29 protein-coding genes are annotated in these 23,762 nt (G+C 27.7%); 1 reads left to right on the top strand and 28 read right to left on the bottom strand.

Features of this window, described 5'->3' with window-relative positions; translation table 11 throughout:
• Positions 1-102 precede the first annotated feature (102 nt).
• From JYG23_RS00825 to JYG23_RS00780, 10 genes are all read right to left on the bottom strand, one after another.
• Entirely contained in the window at positions 103-858 is a 756-nt protein-coding gene (locus JYG23_RS00825; protein WP_207236572.1) for a hypothetical protein, read from the bottom strand.
• 311 nt (positions 859-1,169) lie between these two features.
• The gene (locus JYG23_RS00820; RefSeq protein WP_207236571.1) at positions 1,170-2,789 is read right to left on the bottom strand and encodes an S-layer homology domain-containing protein; all 1,620 of its coding nucleotides are present in this window, start codon (positions 2,787-2,789) and stop codon (positions 1,170-1,172) included.
• Between the two features lie 21 nt (positions 2,790-2,810).
• A complete protein-coding gene (locus JYG23_RS00815) occupies positions 2,811-4,697 on the bottom strand; it encodes an Eco57I restriction-modification methylase domain-containing protein (RefSeq protein WP_207236570.1) in 1,887 nt (628 codons plus the stop codon).
• 162 nt (positions 4,698-4,859) lie between these two features.
• A complete protein-coding gene (locus tag JYG23_RS00810; RefSeq protein ID WP_207236569.1) occupies positions 4,860-5,132 on the bottom strand; it encodes a YlmC/YmxH family sporulation protein in 273 nt (90 codons plus the stop codon).
• Positions 5,133-5,153: 21 nt separating this feature from the next.
• The gene (sigG, locus tag JYG23_RS00805; RefSeq protein WP_207236568.1) at positions 5,154-5,927 is read right to left on the bottom strand and encodes an RNA polymerase sporulation sigma factor SigG; all 774 of its coding nucleotides are present in this window, start codon (positions 5,925-5,927) and stop codon (positions 5,154-5,156) included.
• A gap of 59 nt (positions 5,928-5,986) precedes the next feature.
• Positions 5,987-6,700: an RNA polymerase sporulation sigma factor SigE gene (sigE, locus tag JYG23_RS00800; RefSeq protein WP_207236567.1), complete on the bottom strand. Its 714-nt coding sequence runs from the start codon at positions 6,698-6,700 to the stop codon at positions 5,987-5,989.
• Complete coding sequence (locus JYG23_RS00795; protein WP_207236566.1) at positions 6,687-7,577, bottom strand: sigma-E processing peptidase SpoIIGA; 891 nt, start codon at positions 7,575-7,577, stop codon at positions 6,687-6,689. Before JYG23_RS00795 ends, sigE begins: the two co-directional genes overlap by 14 nt.
• Before the next feature lie 374 nt (positions 7,578-7,951).
• The gene (locus tag JYG23_RS00790) at positions 7,952-8,260 is read right to left on the bottom strand and encodes a CD1247 N-terminal domain-containing protein (RefSeq protein WP_207236565.1); all 309 of its coding nucleotides are present in this window, start codon (positions 8,258-8,260) and stop codon (positions 7,952-7,954) included.
• A 21-nt stretch (positions 8,261-8,281) separates the two neighbouring features.
• A complete protein-coding gene (gene efp / locus JYG23_RS00785; RefSeq protein WP_207236564.1) occupies positions 8,282-8,839 on the bottom strand; it encodes an elongation factor P in 558 nt (185 codons plus the stop codon).
• Positions 8,840-9,013: 174 nt separating this feature from the next.
• Positions 9,014-9,538, bottom strand: a complete 525-nt coding sequence (locus tag JYG23_RS00780) for a hypothetical protein (RefSeq protein ID WP_207236563.1) — start codon at positions 9,536-9,538, stop codon at positions 9,014-9,016.
• Positions 9,539-9,660: 122 nt separating this feature from the next.
• On the opposite strand from JYG23_RS00780, the gene JYG23_RS00775 reads away from it, so the two are divergent.
• The gene (locus JYG23_RS00775) at positions 9,661-10,473 is read left to right on the top strand and encodes a MerR family transcriptional regulator (protein WP_207236562.1); all 813 of its coding nucleotides are present in this window, start codon (positions 9,661-9,663) and stop codon (positions 10,471-10,473) included.
• Positions 10,474-10,582: 109 nt separating this feature from the next.
• Here JYG23_RS00775 and JYG23_RS00770 read toward each other — a convergent pair whose 3' ends face one another.
• The 18 genes from JYG23_RS00770 to rpsD all read right to left on the bottom strand — a co-directional run bounded on the left by JYG23_RS00770 (position 10,583) and on the right by rpsD (position 23,749).
• On the bottom strand, positions 10,583-11,083 hold the full coding sequence (locus tag JYG23_RS00770) for a QueT transporter family protein (protein WP_207236561.1): 501 nt from the start codon (positions 11,081-11,083) through the stop codon (positions 10,583-10,585).
• A gap of 158 nt (positions 11,084-11,241) precedes the next feature.
• Positions 11,242-11,631 (bottom strand): 30S ribosomal protein S9, encoded by a 390-nt coding sequence (gene rpsI / locus JYG23_RS00765; RefSeq protein ID WP_207236560.1) that lies wholly within the window; start codon positions 11,629-11,631, stop codon positions 11,242-11,244.
• A 24-nt stretch (positions 11,632-11,655) separates the two neighbouring features.
• Positions 11,656-12,084: a 50S ribosomal protein L13 gene (rplM, locus tag JYG23_RS00760; protein ID WP_207236559.1), complete on the bottom strand. Its 429-nt coding sequence runs from the start codon at positions 12,082-12,084 to the stop codon at positions 11,656-11,658.
• A gap of 246 nt (positions 12,085-12,330) precedes the next feature.
• A complete protein-coding gene (locus JYG23_RS00755; RefSeq protein WP_207236558.1) occupies positions 12,331-12,558 on the bottom strand; it encodes a carbon storage regulator in 228 nt (75 codons plus the stop codon).
• On the bottom strand, positions 12,559-13,005 hold the full coding sequence (gene fliW / locus JYG23_RS00750; protein WP_207236557.1) for a flagellar assembly protein FliW: 447 nt from the start codon (positions 13,003-13,005) through the stop codon (positions 12,559-12,561). It abuts the gene before it with no gap.
• 24 nt (positions 13,006-13,029) lie between these two features.
• A complete protein-coding gene (locus JYG23_RS00745) occupies positions 13,030-13,644 on the bottom strand; it encodes a DUF6470 family protein (protein WP_207236556.1) in 615 nt (204 codons plus the stop codon).
• Positions 13,645-13,708: 64 nt separating this feature from the next.
• Positions 13,709-14,740 (bottom strand): flagellar hook-associated protein FlgL, encoded by a 1,032-nt coding sequence (flgL, locus tag JYG23_RS00740; RefSeq protein ID WP_207236555.1) that lies wholly within the window; start codon positions 14,738-14,740, stop codon positions 13,709-13,711.
• A 10-nt stretch (positions 14,741-14,750) separates the two neighbouring features.
• The gene (gene flgK, locus JYG23_RS00735; protein ID WP_207236554.1) at positions 14,751-16,322 is read right to left on the bottom strand and encodes a flagellar hook-associated protein FlgK; all 1,572 of its coding nucleotides are present in this window, start codon (positions 16,320-16,322) and stop codon (positions 14,751-14,753) included.
• A 16-nt stretch (positions 16,323-16,338) separates the two neighbouring features.
• Positions 16,339-16,821: a flagellar protein FlgN gene (locus JYG23_RS00730; RefSeq protein WP_207236553.1), complete on the bottom strand. Its 483-nt coding sequence runs from the start codon at positions 16,819-16,821 to the stop codon at positions 16,339-16,341.
• Positions 16,822-16,872: 51 nt separating this feature from the next.
• Positions 16,873-17,166: a flagellar biosynthesis anti-sigma factor FlgM gene (locus tag JYG23_RS00725; RefSeq protein ID WP_207236552.1), complete on the bottom strand. Its 294-nt coding sequence runs from the start codon at positions 17,164-17,166 to the stop codon at positions 16,873-16,875.
• Positions 17,167-17,370: 204 nt separating this feature from the next.
• Positions 17,371-18,273 (bottom strand): chemotaxis protein CheW, encoded by a 903-nt coding sequence (locus JYG23_RS00720; RefSeq protein ID WP_207236551.1) that lies wholly within the window; start codon positions 18,271-18,273, stop codon positions 17,371-17,373.
• A gap of 79 nt (positions 18,274-18,352) precedes the next feature.
• A complete protein-coding gene (gene truA / locus JYG23_RS00715; RefSeq protein ID WP_207236550.1) occupies positions 18,353-19,090 on the bottom strand; it encodes a tRNA pseudouridine(38-40) synthase TruA in 738 nt (245 codons plus the stop codon).
• Positions 19,087-19,881: an energy-coupling factor transporter transmembrane protein EcfT gene (locus JYG23_RS00710; RefSeq protein ID WP_207236549.1), complete on the bottom strand. Its 795-nt coding sequence runs from the start codon at positions 19,879-19,881 to the stop codon at positions 19,087-19,089. Before JYG23_RS00710 ends, truA begins: the two co-directional genes overlap by 4 nt.
• Complete coding sequence (locus tag JYG23_RS00705) at positions 19,874-20,737, bottom strand: energy-coupling factor transporter ATPase (RefSeq protein ID WP_207236548.1); 864 nt, start codon at positions 20,735-20,737, stop codon at positions 19,874-19,876. The genes JYG23_RS00710 and JYG23_RS00705 overlap by 8 nt, the downstream gene beginning before the upstream one ends.
• Positions 20,728-21,552 carry an energy-coupling factor transporter ATPase gene (locus tag JYG23_RS00700; RefSeq protein WP_207237905.1) on the bottom strand — a complete coding sequence of 275 codons (825 nt, stop codon included), beginning with the start codon at positions 21,550-21,552 and terminating at the stop codon, positions 20,728-20,730. The genes JYG23_RS00705 and JYG23_RS00700 overlap by 10 nt, the downstream gene beginning before the upstream one ends.
• A gap of 204 nt (positions 21,553-21,756) precedes the next feature.
• Positions 21,757-22,098: a 50S ribosomal protein L17 gene (gene rplQ, locus JYG23_RS00695; RefSeq protein ID WP_207236547.1), complete on the bottom strand. Its 342-nt coding sequence runs from the start codon at positions 22,096-22,098 to the stop codon at positions 21,757-21,759.
• Positions 22,099-22,119: 21 nt separating this feature from the next.
• Positions 22,120-23,067, bottom strand: coding sequence for a DNA-directed RNA polymerase subunit alpha (locus JYG23_RS00690; protein ID WP_207236546.1), 948 nt, complete (start codon positions 23,065-23,067; stop codon positions 22,120-22,122).
• 58 nt (positions 23,068-23,125) lie between these two features.
• Positions 23,126-23,749, bottom strand: coding sequence for a 30S ribosomal protein S4 (rpsD, locus tag JYG23_RS00685; RefSeq protein ID WP_207236545.1), 624 nt, complete (start codon positions 23,747-23,749; stop codon positions 23,126-23,128).
• Between the last annotated feature and the right edge of the window lie 13 nt (positions 23,750-23,762).

The raw sequence follows: 23,762 nt of genomic DNA, 5'->3' as shown, positions 1-23,762 counted from the left end.
AAGTAATAAAAAAAGTTGCAATTTTTTATAGTTGCAACTTTTTTGTAATACAGTAGCATTTTTAGCAGTTCGTCAGCAGCATAGATATTTGCATCACAATTTCTACTCAATATTTTTGTTGTATAATTCTATAAATTTTTTATCTTTAACTTTTACTTTCATATTATCCTTACAAAATTGATTTATGTATTGGTCTTTAACGTCACCGCTTAACTTTTCAATACCTTTATAATACGGAGTGATTTTTTCTAAAATATGCTTTCTAACAGCATTTCTAAAAAGATGCTGTTTATATGTCTTTGGATCTATATTATTCCAATATTCTTCTTTACTAACTCCCACTCCTTTTAAATATTCTTCAAAATAAGATTGTCCATTTAGACCTTCTTTTTGATAATTAATATATTGGTCTAATTCTTCATCTGATATCTCAATATTGTTCGATTCTCCATAATATTTTTCAAATTTTTCGTAATATATGTATTCTACAGGATTAGTAGTCCATGTTTTCCTCAAAGTTCTATTTAATGCTTCGATTTTTCCTGCTCTCTCAATTATTTCACCTTTATTTACAGGTACTTTATTTACATACGCAACAATATCAACATTTCCATAATATTCTTCTCCATTATTTAAAAATGGTTTATATGCAAATCCTATTTCAAACCACACTTTCAAAAGTTCATCTTCACTAAGTTCATTTTCTGGTTCTGAATATATATTATCATTTTCATCAATTACAGGCTTAAAATCAAATGATATATGCTCTTGCTCACTATTTTGTGCAAAATATATTACAATACATGTACAAACTAAAATTAAAACAAATATTAGTGTAATAATTTTTTTATTTTTCAAAATAACCTCCTTACCCTATATGACTAAAATTAGTATCACCTTTACGATATATTTTTTACATTTTTATATGATATCTTATATTATAAGTATATTTTTAAAAATACTATTGTAAATTTCAATTTAGTTAAAATAATAACAAAATAATTTTGAATTTGTCTTAAATAAGTGTTTAGATAATATTCTACTGGGTAAATAATAAATGTTAGAAATATATAACACTATAAAATTATTCGTAGTGTTTTTCACTAACCCCCCTAAAAACCTATGTCCCCCATAGGTTTTTTTATAATAAAAGCCCGTTTTTCAACGAGCTATCTAATGAATATTTTATCTTTTAACATATTTAAAATTCCTGTGTAATTTTCATCAATACTTGCTCTATTAGTTTTATAAATTTTTAGGTTTTTAACAACTTTATAATCATTTATAGTTTCAATAAATGCTCTTTCATATTGACCTAATGTATATAATATATATGCTTTGTTTTTACTGTATTTATAAAACAATTCTTCATTATTAAAGTCAATATTAGAATTAATAATTATATCATCAACCAATACATAGTTTTTAAGAATAACCATATTTTTATTGTATGGATTGTGCAATGCTTCATTAAATTCTTCAATAGTATACATACTATAATAAATATTTTTATCTGTAAAATCTAAGAAATCAAAATCATCATCAACCTCTAAATTCCAATTAAGATTTAACATACTTTCAATATTAATATTAGCTTTAGCATCTTTATATATCAAATTTCTAACATAGGTATAATTATTAACTTTGATAAAATGTTCATATCTTAGCGTTTTTATATTTATAATAGCATTAGTATTATTTGTTTTACCATACCATTTTGATAATGCATTCATATAATATGCTTCAGTAGTATTATACTTTTTAATTAAGTTAAATAATTGCATTAATTCAGAATCATTTAAATCATTTCTGTTTGCTATATCTAGCAAAATTTCGTTTGATAGTTTTACTTTTTCATCAGTAGTAACATTTCCGAATTTAAGCAAATAAAAATTAACTCCGGCTATATTACTAAATTCTTCGTCCTTTAACGTCTTTAATGTTCCTATTGCATCATTGTCATACAAATGTTTATCTTCTTCAAATATATATCCACCAAATGCAAGATATTCTAACGTGTTTTTGGCTTTGATATATTTTTTTTCTAAAGGATCTTTAGTACTTAAGCTATAGGTTCCGAAGAATGGTAAAACATCTTCTCCAGCAATAGGCATATATTGTAAAGAATCTAAATAATTTATTTTGAATGTTTTTGCATTATCATAAATTCTTCTAATTAAAGCTGCTGATTCTCCCCTAGTAATATTGTTATAAAGCTTCAAGGTACCATCACTATAACCAATTAAAACACCTAAACTGCTTAATGTTTTAACTTCGTCATAATACTTATATGACTTATCTAAATCATTGTAAATAATATCATTATCATAAATTGAATTTTTAAGCAATGCACTAATTAGTAGAATTGATTCTTCTCTTGTTATTGGCTTATCAGGGTAAAAATAATATCCTTTGAAAATGTCTTCAAATTTATAGTCATGAATTTTATTCTTCATATATTCATAATAAGATATGACATATGTGTATGACCACTCAGTATTTTCCATGTCACCATACTTCATGGTTGTTGTATACACTTCATCCAACAATCCTAACTTAACACCCGTTCTAACTAAAATTGTTATAAACTCGCTTCTAGTAATGTTATTATCTGGTCTGAAAGTCATATCACTATAACCTCTAAATACATTCAAAACATTAGTAGCTATATTAACATCAACAGAACTCCAGTGATTAACAGTATCACTATAATATACTTCTGCACTTGCAACTGTAGTTAAACTAAATATTAAAATTAGAATTAGAACAAAACCAACAAATTTTTTCATCAAAATCACCTTACTTTTCCTCTATACAGGACTAATTAAATATTGTTCATCCAAAGATATATTAAACAACTTATTCAAGTAAATATCAAGACTTATTTTATTATTATTTAATATTTTTTTCAAATCATTTTTACATGGAATATATATATCTGAATTCACTAATTTATTTGGATAATATTCATATAAATTTTCCCCAACTTTTTTAGCTTTGCACTTAAAATAGAAATCAAAAATATTAGAATTTAAATATTTTACTAAATATTCACTCAATTCTTCATTACATTTAGGCAATAACATATATACATCCGCACTACATAAGTATTTTTCTTTATCATAATAAAATGTATTTTGATGAGCTTTATATGGAAAAATGATTTTATCATTTTCAAATATATTCAGATTTCTCCCCCACTGTAATTCATACCATTTTCTTACACCACTTATGCATTCTCTACGCTTTTCTAATCTGTTTTTAAATTTAAACAAATAATTAATTGTATTAAGATATTTTCTATCATCATCAATTAAATTAGTATAAATAACATACAAATTATTATAACATATTTTCTCTTTAGTAATGTTACTATTTTTTATCCACTTTCTCAAAATATCTCTTTCTAATTTATATTTTTCTATAATTTCCTCAGTAACGATAAAAGCTTTGTCATAACCTGTTATAATTCCTTGCTTAATTTCACAAACATCATTGATTTTATAGTTACACTGTTTATTAATCTTTTCATACAATGACTCTTGCTTATAATTTAAAAAACACCAACCATTATTGTCTAAAAGAGTATTATCATAATCAAAAGTTTCAAACTCATTATTAAAAGAATTATATTTGTTAATACTTATATAATACCTATCTTTTCCCTTGGGAGTTAACATAACTACCAATGGACTTATAAGTGCATTTTTAAAAATATTCTTACCATTATAGTCATATATATATATAATTCTATAATTATTATTTATATAATTCCTCAATTTATCAGCATATTTTGCTTCTACAAAATATCTAGAACTTATAAAGCATATTAACCCATTAGCCTTAAGGAAACCTTTACTCGCCTCAAAAAAACAATATGATATATCTGATTTATCATAAAAAACTTCTTTATATCTAACTTTTAACTCTTTATTATATATTTTATCTATTTTTTTGTGACCAATATACGGTGGATTACCGACAATAAAATCAAATTTATATTTAAAATCATCTGCAAATAAAAAGTCCTTTTCTACAATATTTAAATTAGCATCACATATATTAGACTTTAAAAGTAGAGATATTTTTGTTAAAAATATAGAAAATTCATCTACGTCAACACCATAAATCATATTCTCTAAAATATGCTTTTCAATATTTAAAATTAATATACTTTTTGATTTAAAATAATCTTTCAACTTTGTAAATATATAAATCAAAAAGTATCCACCACCACAAGCAGGATCTAAAAACTTACTATCCAAGCTTACTGATGAATTTTCAAATAATGAATCAACCATACCTTCAATTATATACTGAGGAGTATACACTTGCCCTAAAGTTTTTTTATCTGAGCCTGACAATAAATATTCATAAAGCATAGCAATATTAATATTATTAACATCTATACTTTTTCTAAATTCAAATAGTATGCGTATTACATCTCTTTCGAAGTTAGTTGAATTGAACTTGAACTTTATAAACTCATCAAATATAGGTATACCAGCATAATTACAATTATCAAAATTTTCTAAAAAGTTTTCTATAAATTCACAAAAATTTTTTTTATAAATAAATTTATTTACAAAAAAAATATAAGAAATAGTATATAAACTACTTCTAACATTATCAATGTAATCAATTTTGTCCGAGTTACAAATAATTTCTTTGATTTTTTTAGAAAGTATCTTTTCCATAGCACCTCACAGATTAATTTTGTAATATATGTATATTATACCACATATTAATCAATGAAAACATATGATTTAGTAATTAATATAGATTTTTGTAAAATAAAAAATTATAATTAAACAATCAAAAAGAAATTTTGTATAAACCAAAATTTCTTTTTGTAGACTTTATTCGTTCACCAATTCTTTTGCAGTTTTTATTAGGTCGTTATCATAGTTTACAACTATAACATCAAGACCTACTTTAACTATTTCCTCCCATTTAATAGCTTTGGGAGGATTATTTTTTAAAAATTTAAAAATTTTAGTTGGCTCACTTACATATAACGCCAACACTCTACCTTTTTTTGTATCTATTTCTATATCTGTAAATTTACCAATATTTTCGCCATTTTTGATATTAATTATATCCTTATCTATTAATTCTAAATAGCTAATCATTATATTCCCCCAATATAATTATTAAAATTTTTTTCGTATCTGCGATAATGCTGATTTTTCAAGTCTTGATACCTGTGCTTGTGAAATGCCTATCTCATCAGCAACCTCCATTTGTGTTCTCCCCTTATAAAATCGCATATCAACTATCTGTTTTTCACGTTCAGTCAAATCATTTATGCTCTGCTCTAGTGTCATTTTTTCTACCCATTTTTCATCCAAATTTCTTTCATCTTTAATCTGATCTACGATAAATAAAGCATCTCCACCATCATTGTAAATTGGTTCAAATAAAGAAACAGGCTCCTGAATAGACTCTAATGCAAAAATGATGTCTTCTTTTTCAATATCTAATTCCTTAGCAATTTCTTCAATAGTAGGCTCACAGGATTTTAACGCAGTCAATTTTTCTCTAACTTGCAATGCTTTATATGCAGTATCTTTCATAGATCTGCTAACTCTAATAGAATTATTATCTCGAAGATATCTTCTAATTTCACCAATTATCATTGGTACAGCATACGTAGAAAATTTTACATCCAAAGATAAATCAAAATTATCAATAGCTTTGATTAATCCCACACAGCCTATTTGGAACAAATCATCAACCGACTCATTTCTGGAATTAAACCTTTGAATTACACTTAAAACAAGTCGTAAGTTTCCATAAATAAAATCACTTCTAATAGCTGTATCGCCTTCTTGAATCTTTTTTAACATATCTCTCATAACGGAAGACTTGATTTTAGGCAATTCAGATGTATTAATGCCACAAATTTCTACTTTGTTTATAATCATTGTTTTACCCCTTTATTTAAAATTATCCCCCTTGTAAATTATTACCTTAGTGTACGTTTTTATACCACTTTACTGATTTCCTTTTTTAATCTTTTAAGTATTTTCTTCTCAAGTCTTGATATGTACGACTGTGAAATACCTAACATGTCAGCAACCTCTTTTTGAGTATAGCTTTTACTACCTTTTAATCCAAATCTAAGCTTCATAATTAAGAATTCTCTATTATTAAGCTTTTTGATAGAATCATCTAGTAAATTTAAATCAATTTCATTCTCCAAATCCTTAAAAATAACATCTTCTTCAGTACCTAAAATATCAGATAATAAAAGTTCATTTCCATCCCAATCAATGTTCAATGGTTCATCTAATGATATCTCTGTTTTCATTTTGCAAATTCTTCTTAAATACATCAATATTTCGTTTTCAATACATTTTGAAGCATAAGTAGCCAGTTTAATATTTTTTTCGATTTTGAACGTATTAACGGCCTTAATTAAGCCAATAGTACCTATAGATATTAAATCTTCTACATTTATACCTGACGATTCAAATTTTTTAGCAATATATACAACTAATCTCAAATTGTGCTCAATAAGTGTAGATTTAGACTGAGAGCATATATCTTTTTTAATTAAAAGTTCTTTTTCTTCTTCTATACCTAATGGAGGAGGTAACGAATCGCTTCCACCAATGTAATATACTTTCTTATTAATCTTTAGTTTTTTTATTAATTCTGTATATATTCTTATGTAAATTCTTTTAAAAATATTCATTTGCATTAAAACTTTCACCCTCCCAACTTAATAGTTTTTTAAATAATAAAGCTTGATAATTATCTTCATCGTTTAATAATCCATCATGAATACCAATCACACAATCAACTATAAAGCACTTATCCTTGTTCTTAACGACAATTTTATCTGGAACTAAGCATAACATATACTCGTTTTTACTACTAATAGTCCCATACTTTAAAATTCTAAAATTATAATTTTGTAATTTATTTAACAAAAAATCCATTATAGCTTCAGTACCATTACTATATGCGAATGAGATTTCATCAATAGTTTTCTCATCAAACAAAGGCTTTAAACTATCCCTTTTAACAATAATCACAGGCCTATTGGTAAGTGTTTCAGTAAGTTCATTACCAGTATCAATATAACCAGTTAAATTTACTTTATTTCCATTTAAAAATATACTTACTTCTCTTAAATAATCTGCATTGTCGTTATTTTTTCTAATTTCAAAAAATAATATTTTAAATAGCAAATATACAGCAAATAACGTAGCTAACAACAAGATTATCGTCAATCTACTTTTAAAAATATAATAGGAAATAATTACTATGCCAAATGTTAAAATTGAAAGAATATAAAAACAAATTATAGTTTTAATATATCCTAAAAATCCATGAGGTGAATGTGCAATTGTAAGCATCAACACAGAAACAAGGAATTTAATTATAAAATAATTTAAAAATTCTCTTTCAATCATGAAAACTAATACTGTATACAACACTCCTACCATTGCTGCCATTATAATTCGTTTAAATTTAATCTTTTTTTTCAATAGCAAAGCAGTAGTATATAGCAATATGAAGTCAATGACGAATTCTTGAAAAATAATATATTCTATATAATATTCCAAGGTTTACCCCCATAGCTCACATTATTTAATCAATTATAAAACAAGTAATAAAAAAAATTTGTCAATTTAAGTAATTTTTAAAAATTATTAATGTAATTCATTGTTAAAATTACAACAAAATTCGTCAGTTTTACTATTTGCTTTTATATTTACTTAAAAAATTGGATAAAAAAGTTGCTACGCAACTCCGCTAGGGGGACCTATGTCCCCCTTCGGCGTAAAAATGCCTACTTCATAAGCATTTTTACTGAGCACCCCCCTTAAAGGCAAGGACGTCCCGTCCTTTGCAATCCTCGTTTTTTATATACTAGAAGTAGAACTTTCCTAATAAATAAAAAAAACGAGCAATTAACTTGCTCGCATTTTTTTATTTATTATTCGCAGTCGCATCCGCAACTACATTCACATTCGTCTTCAAAATCATCTTCATCAAATTCAAAGTCTTCGTCTATGTCATATTCTCCGAAAATTTCGCCTTCTACTTTTGATAAATCTTCATCTAAAAGATCTAAGTATTCATTAACTTCATCTTGGTCTTCAACTAATTCGTCTATGTTGTTAGTAATTTCTTCTAGTACATCAATCATAGCTTTGAAAAGTTTACCTTCTTTTGTATTTTCAGATACGTCTAAACCTTCTGCTAAACCTTTAAGGTAAGCAATTTTTTCAAATAAAAAATCCATATTAAATTTTCTCCTTTTTTATTATACTCTAGATAAGTAATCGCCTGTTCTTGTATCAATTTTCAAAACATCTCCAGTTTCAATGAAAAGCGGTACGTTAACAACAGCACCTGTTTCCAACTTAGCAGGTTTATTTGCACCAGTGGCAGTGTCACCTTTAAAACCAGGTTCAGTTTCTACAACTTCTAACTCAACAAAATTTGGAGCTTGAACTTCAAAAGGCTTGCCTTCATAAAATCTCATGATAGCATTTTCATTCTCTTTTATATATTTGATAGCTACTTCAACTTGTTCAAAGTTAAGTGGAATCTGTTCAAAGCTTTCAAGATCCATGAAATAATATAATTCACCATCATTATATATATATTGCATTTCTTTTGTTTCAATATGAGCCTTAGGAAACTTATCTGCAGGATTAAAAGTTTCTACTCTAGTTGCACCTGTCTTAATATTTTTTAATGTTGTTCTTACAAATGCAGCACCTTTACCAGGCTTAACATGTTGAAAATCAGCTATTTGCCAAAGTCCGTCATTCCACACCATAGTGACACCCTTTTTAAAATCACTTGCTGAAATCATTTGTTGTATCCTCCTTTTTGTGTATTATAACCAGCATATTGCTGTTTATTCCAATGTTTTGTCTAGCGCAACAAATAAATTATTCATTATAAGAATTCCCCATATTATTTACTTTAATCAAAGTAACCTCAGACGAGTCGTTCTTTTTAATAGTAATCGTTTGTGCACCATTTTTTAAAGTTCCATCTGTATTAAAAAATATAAATGTATCTTTAGAATCATTATAATATCAAATGTACCTTTTATGTATTTCTTCTCAGCATCAGAATTTTTTTTAACCTCATAATACTTACCTTGTGCATCATAGCTAAATCTAATACTATATCCAGTTTCACCACGCATAATTTCTTCTCTTACATATCTGGTGTCATACAACAAATCTTTAGAGAAACTATAAAAATCAACGATAGTATTAAATGAAGTCAAATTAGAATCTGATGAGAATATTATATCAAACACAAGCAAATATTCTTTTCCATCTTCTAGTGCAAAATTTTGAAATTTTGCATAAGTTTCATACTGTTTTATTTTAAACTTATTTGTTGATTCTGTCAATATAGTATTTTTAATAATATCTTTGATTTCACAATTAGATACTAATAGCTTAATACTATTATTGTTAAAACGCGCATTCATTTCTGATTGAGAATTATAAATAAACTTAATTTTGCTTTGTTTTATTTTGCCTAAGCAACGCATTTTCCATATGTATATTTTTCCATGTCAACTTATATTAAAATACTTTTATTATTGCAATATAAATTAGTTTTTAATTATTTTTTTGTGATATAATATACGTAATTTATTAATAGGAGTTTAACATGAAAAATTATTATAAAATTAATGAAATATCTACCCTTTACAACATAGGAAAAGACTCTTTGAGGTACTATGAAAAAATAGGTATATTAAAACCTAAACGTGAAGATAATGGTTACAGACTATATAGTATTCAAGATATATGGAGACTTAATATTATAAAAGATTTAAGAAATTTGAATTTTTCTATGAATAAAATCAAGGAATATTTGGAAAATCGTACTATTGAAAATACTCTTGATATTCTTAACCAAGAAATAGATTTAATAACCAAAAGCATTAATAAGCTTAATTATCAAAAAAGCTCTATTAAAGAAAGAATGAAGTCCTTACAAGAAGATTTTAAGGATCCTGAAAAGGAAATTATAGATTTAAAGCATTTTGATGAACGTAAGGTTATTATGCTTAATGATAATTTTTCTCGTGATGAAGAGGCTGATTTTTTGATTAAAAAACTTCATAAAAAGTATGAAAACAAATTATATCTTCTTGGCAATAACTACGTTGGTGTAACAATGAATGCTACCGATGTTATCAATAAAATTTACAATTCCTACACATCTGTATTTTTCATTTTGAACAAGAATGATAAAAATTATGATTTTGTTTTGCCTGAGGGAGATTATGTTACTCTCCAATATAACGGTGATTATAGTAGAACTAAAGAATTCCTCCCTAAAATGATTTCTTTTATAAATGAAAATAACATGGAAGTTTTATCTGACCCTATTGAGCTATATAAAATTGATGTGCATGAAACAAGCGATGTTAGTCAATATTTAACTCAACTACAAATATTAGTTAAAAAAGCTTAAATCAGGAAGTAATGAAGAAAAAAAAAAAAAAAAAAAAAAAAAAAAAAAAAAAAAAAAAAAAAAAAAAACTAAATACAAAATAAAAACGTAGGCTTATACCTACGTTTTTTTAGAAACTTGCTACTTTTTTTATTACATTTTTCATTTTAGCAAAAACTACTACTCCAGCTATTGTTACTACTACAAATTCACCTAACGCTACATATGCCGCATTGATTATAAAAGGCATTTCTTTGAATAGAACAGTTAACTCTATACCTACAATAATTGCATTTGATATTACAGGTCCAAGACTTGCAATGATTAAAGCTTTATTGTTATCGCCAAGTTTTTCTCTAACAAAAATAATAAATGCTAATGCTATAGATGTAGCCAATGTTCCTGCAAAAACATCTACAATTCCAAGTGGACTAGCTGCATTTGATATAATACAACCTAATACTAATCCCCAGAAATATTTTCTGTCAACAAATACTAATAGAACTAATATCTCAGATATCCTGAATTGAATTTGTCCATATGATAGTCCTGCAAACGCAAATGTGATTGCTGCATAAAGTGCTGCAACTATAGCAGACTTTGTTATAAATTTTACTTTGTTTTTATCCATAAAAAAAACTCCTTGAATTTATTAGTTTCCCGGAGTCACTTATTTATTAATAATCATATATTAATTTAAATGACCTTGATTTTTAAAGTGGGTGCCAAGGAAACACTAAGCGGCTTTGGATAACCCAAAACCGCATTAATATCATTAATTTTGAAATTCTATCTCTTGCTAAATTGTGAAGCTTTTCTAGCTTTTTTAAGACCGTATTTCTTTCTTTCTTTCATTCTTGGGTCTCTTGTTAAGAAACCTGCTTTTTTAAGTATTGGTCTTAATTCAGCATCAGCTTGTAATAAGGCTCTTGATATACCGTGACGGATTGCTCCAGCTTGACCAGTGTATCCTCCACCATGTACGTTTACTAATACGTCATATTGGCTTAATGTATCAGTTATCATTAATGGTTCTTTAACTACAACTCTTAATGTTTCATAGTTAAAAAAGTTTTCAATATCTCTTTTATTTATAGTTATTTTTCCAGTTCCTGGAACTAATCTTACTCTAGCAATTGCTTTTTTTCTTCTACCAGTACCAATGTATTGTGCTTTCATTAGCTATTTCTCCTCCTATCCTAATTAAAACTCGTATACTTCAGGTTGTTGAGCTTGGTTCTCATGCTCTGGTCCTGCGTATACTCTTAATTTTTTAAGCATTTGTCTTCCTAATTTATTTTTAGGAAGCATTCCTTTTACTGCAAGGTAAACAGCTTTATCAGCATTATCTTCCATGAAATGTTTGTAAGGAATTTCTGTCATTCCACCCATGTATCCCGAGTGATGTCTATACATCTTTTGTTCTAATTTCTTTCCTGTTAAAACTACTTTGTCACAGTTAACTATTATTACATGGTCTCCTGTGTCTACATGTGTAGTATATATTGGTTTATGCTTTCCTCTTAAAAGCTTAGCAACTTCTGTTGATAATCTACCTAATGTTTTTCCCTCGGCATTAATAACATACCATTTTCTTTCTACTTCATTAGGTTTTGCAATGAAGCTTTTCATATTGGTTGGTCCTCCTATTTATTTTCCTAATAATCTATGATAATCTATGATAAAAAAAACTTCCGGGGCATTGGTAGCTTTTTTATTAACAATTACCTATCAAGTTTATATTAAACTTGGTTATATGTCAATACTTTTTTAGCATTTATTTTTTAATTTAATTGAATTTTATTAACTAAAATTGATTTCACTTATATAAAAAAGTTGCTACGCAACTCTGCGTATTAAAAAAAGCCATAAAGGCTTTTACTTATTAAGTTTTTCATTTAACTTAGATATGTCTGACTTGCCGATTACTTTTGTAGCATTCTTATTAAAATCTAAAGTTTCTTTTAGTTCTTTTCTCATTATTTTTATATCATTCGGTGCACTTATAGCTAACTTTATCTTATCTCCTGAAATTTCGGAAACTATTACCTCAATATTATCTCCAATTAATATTGATTCATTTAACTTTCTTTTGATTACTAGCATTTATTCACCATCCTCTTTTTTTTGAAATAGAGGATATCTTAAGCAGTAATCTTGATTTTGCAAAATTGACTGTACTGCCAACCTATTATCCGGATTAATAACTATAGGACTTTTTAGATTTACTACTGAGTCTTTCATATTTTCTGATATAACAGCTATAAGCATATATTTTAGTTTATTGTGTTTACCTTTTGTAATTTCAAGATTTTTATAATCTTCATCATTTAATATTGGAGTGTACAAGGGAAAAATAGCATATGGATCAACAATTACAAAATGTAAATCCTCATTCTCTACTGACTGTAAATACATTATACTATCTTCCGGAGAATTGTTGAGAATCACATACTTTTTATATTTCTCAAAGCCATAAATACTACCTTTAAAATTGATTATATCATTATCTTGTATTTCTATTTCTCCAAATTCTTTTGTATTAATGTTCATATGTTTTACTCCCTTTATACTTATTTATGCTTTTGTGTTTATAAATTTTGGTTCGTAATCAGGATTAGCACTTGGTGGTACATACAAAGGTGAACCTATATATTCAAGTTCAACTCTAGCATACTCTTTTATTAAAAGTTCTATATCACCAGGTGTAAACTCTAATTCTGGTCTGCTCATTTTCCAATCAAAATTTAGTCTATCCATTTCGTATTTAATAGATAAATCACCTTCTTGATAATCTAGTTCTACTGGTTCACTTGGTGTAAAACCTAAATTAAACTGCACATCACTTTTTAATCTTTCACTAGCTATTTTAGCAAAAACATCATTGTCTAAGTATATGTCCATAAGCATTTCTCCCTCTTTTGCAAAATCAGCTGTAGCCTCATATCCAGCTTTTATACCATCTTTTGCAAACTTTTCTATAGAAAGCAAAGGAGATTTAGTTTCCATAGAATTTCTTGCATTAAATGTATCAATATTAATTTTAGCTGGTTGCATTTTTATTTGCAACCCATTTTTATCTCTATTAATCTCTAAATTTGCATCTCCAGACGCTAATTCAATTGTAGCATTACGAATTTTATACTCAATGCTCATCGGAATACTTCTAATTTCTATTAAAGGTTCCAACATTTACATTCACCCCAAACGCTTAATAATTTAGTTTAAAATTTATGTAAAATATTTTATGTTATTTTTATCTCATAAAGTCAAGAAAACTTGGCTGAATTACTTTCATACCCATTTGCAAAGCTGCATTATATGAATACTCTTGCATTTTCCAATCCATTATTGCTTCGGCAGGATCTACACATTCCACCTCAAACATTTTGCTATTTAAGTTTATATTGTTGTTTTCAGTTCTAGATTTTAGAAAATCTATATACTGTGACTTTGAACCTATTGATGTTATTTCTTTTAATATATCATTTTTTTGGTCATTAAATGTATCTAAGTATGGGCTTATAGAATTCATAGAGAAGTTTGAATCTTCTAGCTCATCACAAATACTGGTTATTGTATCATATACGTTTTTGCTTATACCAGTTGTTGAATCTTTACCAAATCCTAATATATTTATTCCAGGTATTCCAATATCAAATACACTGTTTTTATCTATTGAACTATCAGGATTTACTTTTAACGATAGCCCGATATCTAAATATACATTTTCTTTTGATAATTCTACCAACGCATCATATGCCTTTTTCTCATCGCTACCAGCAGTTGCATTTTGGTCAGCTATTGAAACATCAACACCTTTGTAAAGAAGATGATTATCATTACTTACTGAAAACGGTGGTGTACTCATACTGTTACCACTAAATAAATATTTGTCATTAAATTCAGAATTTAATGTAGTTACAATTGAATGCTGTATGTTTTTTAATTCATTTGATATTATTTCTCTTTCATCAAGTGTCATAGTTCCATTTATACCTTTTAAGCAACTTGTATGAATAGCTTGTAGATTTTTATTAAGCTGCATTAGATTACCTTCTGCAGATGTTAAAGTAGAATCAGCTTCTTTTAAGTTAGTATCATAATTTTTATTTTTATAATACTCTCTTCTAAGTCTATACGCTTTTACTGCCCCTATGGGATCTTCTGCTCCCGTTTGAAATTTTCTTCCTGTTTCAACCTTTTGACTTAGAGTATTAAGATCTGATAAACTTTTATTCAAATCTCTACTATATCTACTTGTTATCATTTTATTGGTGACTCTCATATATTTCCTCCTATAATCCTACTCTACCCGTATTATTTATTAATGTACTAAGTGCATCATCTAATGTTGTCATAAGTCTAGCAGCTGCGCTGTATGACTTATTGTAGTGTAATAGATTAATACCCTCCTCATCCATTGATACTCCAGATATAGATGCTCTACTTGTATCTATTGTTATAAGAGTTTCTCCATAGCTTTTATATAAATCTTGTGCATGATTAATTTGTAAATCCAAAGTTGAAGCCGCATGTGAAAATCCCTCTTGAATTGTGCCGCTAAATACAAAATTACCTGTTCCATCTATTTTACTATTAAAACTGATTTTTTTATCAAACAAAGCAATCATAGTTAATATATTGTCATTTGCACCTTTATTGTCATCACCAGCAGCTGGCTGTTTTGTATTGGTTATGTAGCAATCATTTGCATTTTTCCAAGCATCTGAAATTTTAATATTTGCAGCTGTTATTTCTCCACCACCGTCTGCTTCAAAAAGGTCTTTTTTAGTTCCAGCAGGATACTCATTGGCATCATTGAACATTTTAGTAAATTCTCTTGCTACGCCATCTAGCATACCTTCATAAAATTGAATACCTCTATTCTCAGTTGAATATGCTCCATCTGTAAATTCAGCCTTATTATTTAAGAAATTCAAGTATCCAGCAAGTTCACCTTTTTTTAAGCTTGATGTTATGTCATCACCATCACTAAAATTAGCATCTATTGATGTTTCTATTGAAACTACAATGTTATTTTTATCAGTAGAATCTACATTAAGCTTTGCTGCTTTAGATTGATTTACTAATTGAAGTTTATTTCCTGCTGCGTCTGTTATATCATTGGACACAATTGTAAGAACTTCAACATCTTGATCATTCCCGATATTCTCTTTTTCTCTTATCAAATCAATATTCATATATGTAGATAATTCATCAATTAGAGAGTTCCTTTTATCATTTAACTCAAGTGCCTTATCACCATGCACATTTTGCTGTTTAATTTGGTCATTTAATTCACCAATAGCAGATAAAAGATTGTTTACCTTACTCATTGAATCTTTTTCTAAATAACTTATTTGTTGATCTTTAACTGTTTCAATTTGCGACGAATAGTGATTTAACAATTGAGAAACCATTGTTGCAGATGTTTTAACTACACCTTCTATAACCGGATCAGATGGGGTTGCACTTAAAGCATGTAATTGCTTAATTAAATCTGAAAATTGTGCGTCTAACCCATCTGTAGTTACCTCATCAAATATAGCGGTTAAATCTTTTAAGGCATCTTTCATAATATCTTGTTCGCCAACCTTAGCAGCTTCGCTTCTATATCTGATATCTAAAAATGGGTCTCTAATTTGTGATGCACCTGAATCTCCAACTCCTCTACCAATTCCTCCATAAAGCGCTGAAAATTGAGATGACCCTGAGCTATATGCAATAGAATATAAATCTAATCTTTGTCTTGTATAACCCTCTGTATTAATGTTAGTTATGTTTTGAGCTGTTATATCTAATAAACGTTGGCTCGAACTTAAACCTCGGTTTGCTACTTGAAATCCTGAAAAAGTAGATCTTAACATTTATTTTCTCCTTGGTTTATATTTTTTTTGAAATTAAATTTACCTTATTTATATCAACTTCACCTTTATTTCCATCTTTAAAGTATTGCTTACTCTGTGATTTACTTTCCTCAAGTTTATTAATTATAGTTTTTACTCTATGAAGTCTAATTTGTGTAAGTTCCTGACATTGAGTATTTTTTTCTTTAAAATCAGCAAGAACTTTATATATTTTAGCATGCATTTCTTTAAATCTATGTTTTTCATTTTCATCTATTAAACTTACCACTTCTAACAATGTTTTATTTGCCATACCCAATTGTTTAAGTATGTCTTCTCTTTTTAAATCTAATCCTCTCGATTTCAAAAAGAATACTTGTTCTTCTGATACTATTTTATCTAAATCCTCTACATTGTCATTTATGATAACATCATATTTTTTGTTTTCTAATATTAAAAAACTTTCATAAAGTTTAAGCTGTTGAAGCAATATATCGTATAATACATCAAATTTATTCATTATTAAGCTTCCTTCTCTTTATTATATTATTAGCTCTGTAATTGTTGAATTTTAAATATTTAAAAGAATTTTTGCTAATTCTGTAGTATTGATATCATAAGTTTTATTTTCTGTTTTTTCTTTAATTTGTTTTATTCGATCTGCATTAGCATCTAAATTAACTTCTGAAAGTATCTTATCTTTTATTTTATATATATCTAAAGAAATATTGCTCTGTGTTATATCATTTGTGTTTTTATTTATTTGAATTGAATCAAAGTTTTTTGGCTTTGAAATTTCTGTTTTCTTTATTTTACTAGTATTAGTGTGATAGCTAGTGAAGCTACCAATATTTGATATTTTCAAATTATCATTCCTTTCCTACTTAATAACCCTTTCTATAATATATTTCGTCTAAACTTGAATAAAGTTTATTATTATATACTTAATTTTTAATAAATTTCTATTGACATTTTTAAACAAAAAAAGAAATAATACGACTTTGTTTTTATAAAATTTATACAAAATCTATATTATTTCATATTTCTAAATTCTTTTTTTATCTTATTTCTATTTATTAAATATTTCCTCAACTTCTTCAGTTTCTTCAGTTTTTTCTAAATCTTCTAAATCAATATGTGCAGCTTTTGATAGAATATTATCTAAATTTATTTTCATAACACTTTTCTTTGATTTTTCAGATTTACCAATGCCTGTTACATATTTAGTATTATAATATAAATCATCCATATCACCTTGTTCAAATGAATTCTCAATATTTTCTATAGATGAAACTTTATCAACAATTATTCCAGCTTTAAAGTTATTATATTCTAAAACAACAATCATTTCTTTTAGATTTAGCTTCATTGTATCTATTGATTCATCTAATAATGATATAATTTGTGGATATAATTCTTCTTTTATCTCCTTAAATATAGCATCAATTTTTTCTTGTTTATTTACTAATTTTATGTTTTTTAAAATATTATTGTATTCTAAAGCATATGAATGTAATTTTTCATGAGGCTCTTCTAACTTTTTCATATGATATTGTAATGAATTGTTTTGTGGTTTATAATTATAATACCATTTTCCTAAATTACATTCGTGAGCATCTGTGCACAAAGTAAATTCATTACTATTTATTATACAATTTTCTAATTCATTTACCCAAGCAGTATGCTCTTTTTTTCTAATGTTAATCATACTTTTATAATCAGCTATGATTTCATCATATGATTTCTCCCCAAAAACTATTTTTAAATCAATTAGTGGTATTATGCTTCCTCTAAGGTCAATCACCCCTCTAATATAATTTTGAATGTCTGGGACTGAAATTATTTCGTCAGTCATTTTTATAATAGATATAACATTTTCACTGTTAACAGCATAAGTGTTTTTATTAACTTCAAATAGTATCCAAGGAAGATTGATATTTTCTACATCCTTTTCTAAAAAATCTTCGCACATAACATACATTTCCTTTCAGTTAAAATCTTATATAATTATAACTTAATTTGTCACTTATTGCAAGGAAAAGGCATTTAATTTAATAAATTACTTTTTTCAAAAATAAGCCTTCTGCTTTTGCAGTCTGACCTAAAACATTTCTATCTTTTAACTCAAAAGCTCTTTTAAACACATTTATTTCTTTTCTATTACTTCCAATTTCTAATAGTGTGCCGACGATAATTCTCACCATATTGTACAAAAAACCATTGCCCATTATTTCAACTTTAATCAAGCTATTTTCAACTATTATTTTTGTTGAGTATATTTGTCTTATTGTAGATTTAACATCAGAATTTGATGCCATAAACGCCTTAAAATCATGTTCACCTTCAATAAGTTTCAATGCACTTCTCATCTTCTCAATATCAAGTTCATATGGAACAAAGCAAGCATATTTATCATAAAATGGATTTGATATGGATTTATTATATATCTGATATAAATATGTCTTTTTTTTAGAACTAAATCTGGAATTAAATGAAATGTCTACTTCTTCAGCTTTCATTATCCGTATTCTAGTATCAATATTGGAATTTATAGCTCTAGCAAACCTGTCTGTTGGAATAGAACTATCAGTTATAAAATTCGCAACTTGTCCTAGTGCATGTACTTTTGAATCAGTTCGTCCTGAACCAACTAAATTCACATTTTCTTTTGTTATATTGTATATTGCCTTCTCTATTGCTTGTTGTACAGTTGGAAGATCTTTTTGCTTTTGCCAGCCAAAATAACTATTTCCATCATACATAATTGTTAATTTTATATTTCTATTCATATTTTAAGCATTATAATTGCAACCATATATATCGAAAATACAAAAATTGCAATTCCATCCCCTTTTCTCATCTTAAGGATTCTCATTCTTGTTCTATTTTCTCCACCACGATAACATCTTGATTCCATAGCCATAGCAAGTTCATCAGCTCTTCTAAATGCACTTATAAACAATGGTACTAGTAACGGCACTAAATTTTTAGCTCTATTAATTAAATTCCCACTTTCAAAATCAGCTCCTCTAGCTTTCTGAGCTTTCATAATTTTTTCAGTTTCTTCCATTAGTGTAGGTATAAATCTAAGAGCAATAGTCATCATCATTGCTAATTCATGTGCTGGTAATCCTATTCTCTTAAACGGACCTAATAAACTTTCTATACCATCTGTCAATAATATAGGCGATGTAGTTAATGTCAATAGAGATGTACCAAGTATCAATAAAACTAGTCTTAACGCCATAAATGTCGCTTGATGTAAACCTTCTCTTGTTATTTTTATTATCCAAAATTTAAAGATTGGTGTTCCTGGTGTTAATAAAAGATTTATTACAAATGTGATCAAAATAATTATCAAAATTGGTTTTAATCCCTTTAATACAAATTTAAATGGTACTTTAGAAGCTATAATAGATATAGCCAAGAAAATTCCTACTGCTATATAGCCCAGGAAATTATTTATGACAAATAATGATATAATATATATAAATGTTACAACAATTTTAACTCTTGGATCAAGTTCATGAACTGGTGACTCAATAGGATAATGTTGTCCAATGGTTAGATTTTTAAACATTTTTTCGTCTCCTTAATTCCTTTAATATTTCTACTTTAGCTTCCTCTACAGTAATTATATCATCACTTAGATTAAATCCTTTTCTTCTTAATTCAGAAACCACCTCTACTATTTGTGGTACTCCTAACCCTATTCTAATTAACTCCTGTGAGTTTTTGTATATTTCTTTTGGAGTCCCCTGCATATGTACTTTACCTTTGTAAAGAACTATAACTTTTTCTACAAGTTTTGCTACATCCTCCATACTGTGTGAAACCAATATTATTGTTTGATTTTTACTCTTGTGAAGCTTTTTTATTTGTCCAAATATCTCTTTTCTTCCTGCTGGGTCCAATCCTGCTGTTGGTTCATCTAATATAAGATATTCTGGTTCCATAGCAAGTACACCTGCAATTGCTACACGCCTTTTTTGTCCACCACTTAAATCAAATGGTGATCTGTCTTTAATATCATTGAAATCAAATCCGACTGCTTCTAAAGATTTTTTTACTCTTGTGTTTACTTCTTCTTTTGATAATCCTAAGTTTAATGGTCCAAACGCAACATCTTTTGCAACTGTTTCTTCAAACAGTTGATACTCAGGATATTGAAATACTAATCCTACTGTTTGTCTGATTTTTCTTAATTCGCTCTTATTTGAACCTATTTTCTTATCATTTACATATACCGTTCCTTGAGCAGGCATTTCAAGTCCATTTAAGAGTTGAATAAATGTAGATTTTCCAGAGCCAGTATGTCCAATTATTCCTACAAAATCACCTTGAGTAATAGTAACATTAACATTGTCAAGTGCTATTGTTTTAAAAGCTGTTCCTTCACCATAAATATATACAATATTTTCTGCTTTTATTGACATAATTCGTCTACTAACTCCTTTATTGTTATTATATCATTTGATATCTTTATTCCATCTTTAGATAATTCATATGCTAATTCAGTTACCTGAGGAACATCTAACCCAAAATTTTTAATCTTTTCAACATTTCTAAATACTTCTTTGGGTGTTCCATCTATTTTAATATTCCCTTTATCCATTATTACTACTCTATCAGCTTGAACTGCTTCATCCATATAATGTGTTATTAATAGAATTGTTTTTCCTTGTTCTTTGTTAAGCATTTTTATTGTTTCTATTACTTCTTTTCTACCCATTGGATCAAGCATTGCAGTAGGTTCATCAAGTATAATGCATTCAGAATTTAATGCTAATACTCCCGCTATTGCAATTCTTTGTTTTTGACCACCAGATAACAAATGTGGAGGTCTTTTTCTATACTCATACATTCCAACCGTGTTTAGTGCATCATCTACTCTTTTTCTTATTTCTTTTGGCTCTACACCCTGATTTTCAGGACCAAAAGCAATATCCTCTTCTACTATTGTTGCTACTAGTTGGTTATCAGGATTTTGGAAAACCATTCCTGCAGTTTGTCTTATATTCCACAATTTATTTTCATCTGATGTATCCATATCATTTACATATATTTTGCCATCAGTTGGTAGAAGAAGTGCATTTATAAGCTTGGCTAGTGTTGATTTACCTGAGCCATTATGTCCCAATATTGCAGTGAATTCGCCTTTTTTTATATCAAGTGTTACACCATTTAAAGCAAATTTATCTTCATCTTCATATTTATATTTAACATTATCTATTTTAATTATATTCAAAATGCCCTCCTATAATCTTAGCTAACTTGCAGTGTATAATAAAACAATCTTTATATTTTTTTGAAAAATAAAACTTATCAGCAATTATACTTTACCAATTAAAATCATTATTAGCAACTAAATTTTTTTAAATGCTAATAATAATTTCAAATAAACATATATAGAGGATTAAGTATAACTTAATCCCCTATTATAATATAGATTGCTCTACACTAATTCAATTATAACCATTTCCGCTGCGTCGCCTCTACGAGGTCCTAATTTCATTATTCTCGTATAGCCTCCGTTTCTTTCAGCGTACTTAGGAGCTATCTCTTCAAATAATTTAGCTACTACGTCTTTCTCGTAGATATATGCTAATGCTTGACGTCTTGCATGTAAGTCTCCTCTTTTCCCAAGAGTAATCATTTTTTCAGCTACTTTTCTTAACTCTTTTGCGCGAGTCTCAGTAGTAACGATTTTGCCATTTGTCAATAAACTTGCAGTCAAGTTTCTTAACATAGCTACTCTGTGAGAAGTTGGGCGACCAAGTTTTCTGTGCATACCCATGCCTTAGCCCTCCTTATGAATCTAATTATCATTTTTTCTTAAAGATAAACCTAATTCTTCAAGTTTCTTTCCTACTTCGTCTAAAGATTTTTTACCAAGATTTCTAACTTTCATCATATCATCTTCAGTTTTATAAGTAAGCTCTTCAACAGAGTTAATACCTGCTCTCTTTAAACAATTGTAAGATCTAACCGATAAATCAAGTTCTTCTATTGTCATTTCTAATACTTTTTCTTTTTCATCTTCTTCTTTTTCTACCATTATCTCAACATCATTGATATGATCAGTTAATGATATAAATAAGTTAAGATGCTCATTTAATATCTTAGCACCTAATGATACTGATTCTTCAGGATCAATTGTACCATCAGTCCAAACTTCTAGTGTTAATTTATCAAAATCCGTTCTGTTGCCAACTCTTGTATCTTCTACAGAAAAATTAACTTTTTTAACTGGTGTATAGATAGAATCAATAGGAATAACTCCTATAGTTTGATTTTCCTTCTTATTTCTTTCGGAAACCACATATCCACGTCCGCGTTCCATTTCCATCTCAATAATTAGTTCCGCGCCTTCTTCAAGTGTAGCAATATGTAAATCTTCATTTACAATTTCTACATCGACACCAGTTATTATATCAGCTGCAGTTACCTCTTTAGGTCCCTTTGCATCTATTAAAAGTTGCACAGGTCCATTAACATTCATTCTTGCAGCGATATCTTTAATATTAAGAATTATTTCTGAAACATCTTCTCTTACTCCAGGTATAGTAGAAAATTCATGTAAAACACCTTGAATATTTATAGATGTTACAGCTGCTCCAGGTAACGATGAAAGAAGTATTCTTCTTAATGAATTCCCTAAAGTTGTTCCGTAACCTCTTTCTAATGGCTCAACAACAATTTTGCCATATGTGTTTTTCTCATTTTTATCAATTAAGGTAATATTAGGCTTTTCAATTTCTATCATCCCAAACCCTCCTTAGTTTTTTTTGGTTTGCCGAGGGTAATAATTCTTAAATTAATTATTATTTAGAATACCACTCAACAATTAGATGTTCTTCAATTGGTAATTCTATATCTGCTTTTGTAGGTTCAGCTATAACTTTACCTGTTAAATTGTCTGGGTCAACTTGTAACCACTGTGCTACTGTTACTTTATGGTTTTCTATAATTGCTTTAAATTTAGCTGAGCTTCTGCTTTTTTCTTTCACAGCTATAATATCACCTACACTAAGAATCATAGAAGGAATATCAGCCTTTTTACCGTTTAAAGTAAAGTGACCGTGTACAACTAATTGTCTAGCCTCTGCTCTAGATGCTGCAAAACCTAATCTATATACTATATTATCAAATCTTAATTCCAATAATTGTAATAAATTATCTCCTGCTTTTCCAGGCATTTTTTCAGCCATATTGTAATATTCAGCAAATTGTCCTTCTAATACACCATAGTATCTTCTTACTTTTTGCTTTTCTCTTAATTGTAACCCGTAGTTCTTTTGTTTCTTTGTATCTTGTCCGTGTTGGCCAGGAGCATAATTCCTTCTGCCAATTGCACACTTATCGCTGTAACATCTATCACCTTTTAAGTAAAGCTTAGTACCTTCTCTTCTACAAAGTCTGCATACAGGTCCAGTATATCTTGCCATTCTTACACCTCAC

The sequence above is a fragment of the Sedimentibacter sp. zth1 genome (assembly GCF_017352195.1).
Lineage (GTDB): Bacteria > Bacillota > Clostridia > Tissierellales > Sedimentibacteraceae > UBA1535.
This window is presented reverse-complemented; position numbering and strand designations above follow the sequence as displayed.

Coding starts and splice junctions, on each gene's coding strand:
- JYG23_RS00820 (WP_207236571.1), bottom strand. CDS start 2,789: ATGAAAAAATTTGTTGGTTTTGTTCTAATTCTAATTTTAATATTTAGT.
- JYG23_RS00815 (WP_207236570.1), bottom strand. CDS start 4,697: ATGGAAAAGATACTTTCTAAAAAAATCAAAGAAATTATTTGTAACTCG.
- JYG23_RS00810 (WP_207236569.1), bottom strand. CDS start 5,132: ATGATTAGCTATTTAGAATTAATAGATAAGGATATAATTAATATCAAA.
- sigG (WP_207236568.1), bottom strand. CDS start 5,927: ATGATTATAAACAAAGTAGAAATTTGTGGCATTAATACATCTGAATTG.
- sigE (WP_207236567.1), bottom strand. CDS start 6,700: ATGAATATTTTTAAAAGAATTTACATAAGAATATATACAGAATTAATA.
- JYG23_RS00790 (WP_207236565.1), bottom strand. CDS start 8,260: ATGGATTTTTTATTTGAAAAAATTGCTTACCTTAAAGGTTTAGCAGAA.
- efp (WP_207236564.1), bottom strand. CDS start 8,839: ATGATTTCAGCAAGTGATTTTAAAAAGGGTGTCACTATGGTGTGGAAT.
- JYG23_RS00780 (WP_207236563.1), bottom strand. CDS start 9,538: ATGCGTTGCTTAGGCAAAATAAAACAAAGCAAAATTAAGTTTATTTAT.
- JYG23_RS00775 (WP_207236562.1), top strand. CDS start 9,661: ATGAAAAATTATTATAAAATTAATGAAATATCTACCCTTTACAACATA.
- JYG23_RS00770 (WP_207236561.1), bottom strand. CDS start 11,083: ATGGATAAAAACAAAGTAAAATTTATAACAAAGTCTGCTATAGTTGCA.
- rpsI (WP_207236560.1), bottom strand. CDS start 11,631: ATGAAAGCACAATACATTGGTACTGGTAGAAGAAAAAAAGCAATTGCT.
- rplM (WP_207236559.1), bottom strand. CDS start 12,084: ATGAAAAGCTTCATTGCAAAACCTAATGAAGTAGAAAGAAAATGGTAT.
- JYG23_RS00755 (WP_207236558.1), bottom strand. CDS start 12,558: ATGCTAGTAATCAAAAGAAAGTTAAATGAATCAATATTAATTGGAGAT.
- fliW (WP_207236557.1), bottom strand. CDS start 13,005: ATGAACATTAATACAAAAGAATTTGGAGAAATAGAAATACAAGATAAT.
- JYG23_RS00745 (WP_207236556.1), bottom strand. CDS start 13,644: ATGTTGGAACCTTTAATAGAAATTAGAAGTATTCCGATGAGCATTGAG.
- flgL (WP_207236555.1), bottom strand. CDS start 14,740: ATGAGAGTCACCAATAAAATGATAACAAGTAGATATAGTAGAGATTTG.
- flgK (WP_207236554.1), bottom strand. CDS start 16,322: ATGTTAAGATCTACTTTTTCAGGATTTCAAGTAGCAAACCGAGGTTTA.
- JYG23_RS00730 (WP_207236553.1), bottom strand. CDS start 16,821: ATGAATAAATTTGATGTATTATACGATATATTGCTTCAACAGCTTAAA.
- JYG23_RS00720 (WP_207236551.1), bottom strand. CDS start 18,273: ATGTGCGAAGATTTTTTAGAAAAGGATGTAGAAAATATCAATCTTCCT.
- truA (WP_207236550.1), bottom strand. CDS start 19,090: ATGAATAGAAATATAAAATTAACAATTATGTATGATGGAAATAGTTAT.
- JYG23_RS00710 (WP_207236549.1), bottom strand. CDS start 19,881: ATGTTTAAAAATCTAACCATTGGACAACATTATCCTATTGAGTCACCA.
- JYG23_RS00705 (WP_207236548.1), bottom strand. CDS start 20,737: ATGTCAATAAAAGCAGAAAATATTGTATATATTTATGGTGAAGGAACA.
- rplQ (WP_207236547.1), bottom strand. CDS start 22,098: ATGGGTATGCACAGAAAACTTGGTCGCCCAACTTCTCACAGAGTAGCT.
- JYG23_RS00690 (WP_207236546.1), bottom strand. CDS start 23,067: ATGATAGAAATTGAAAAGCCTAATATTACCTTAATTGATAAAAATGAG.
- rpsD (WP_207236545.1), bottom strand. CDS start 23,749: ATGGCAAGATATACTGGACCTGTATGCAGACTTTGTAGAAGAGAAGGT.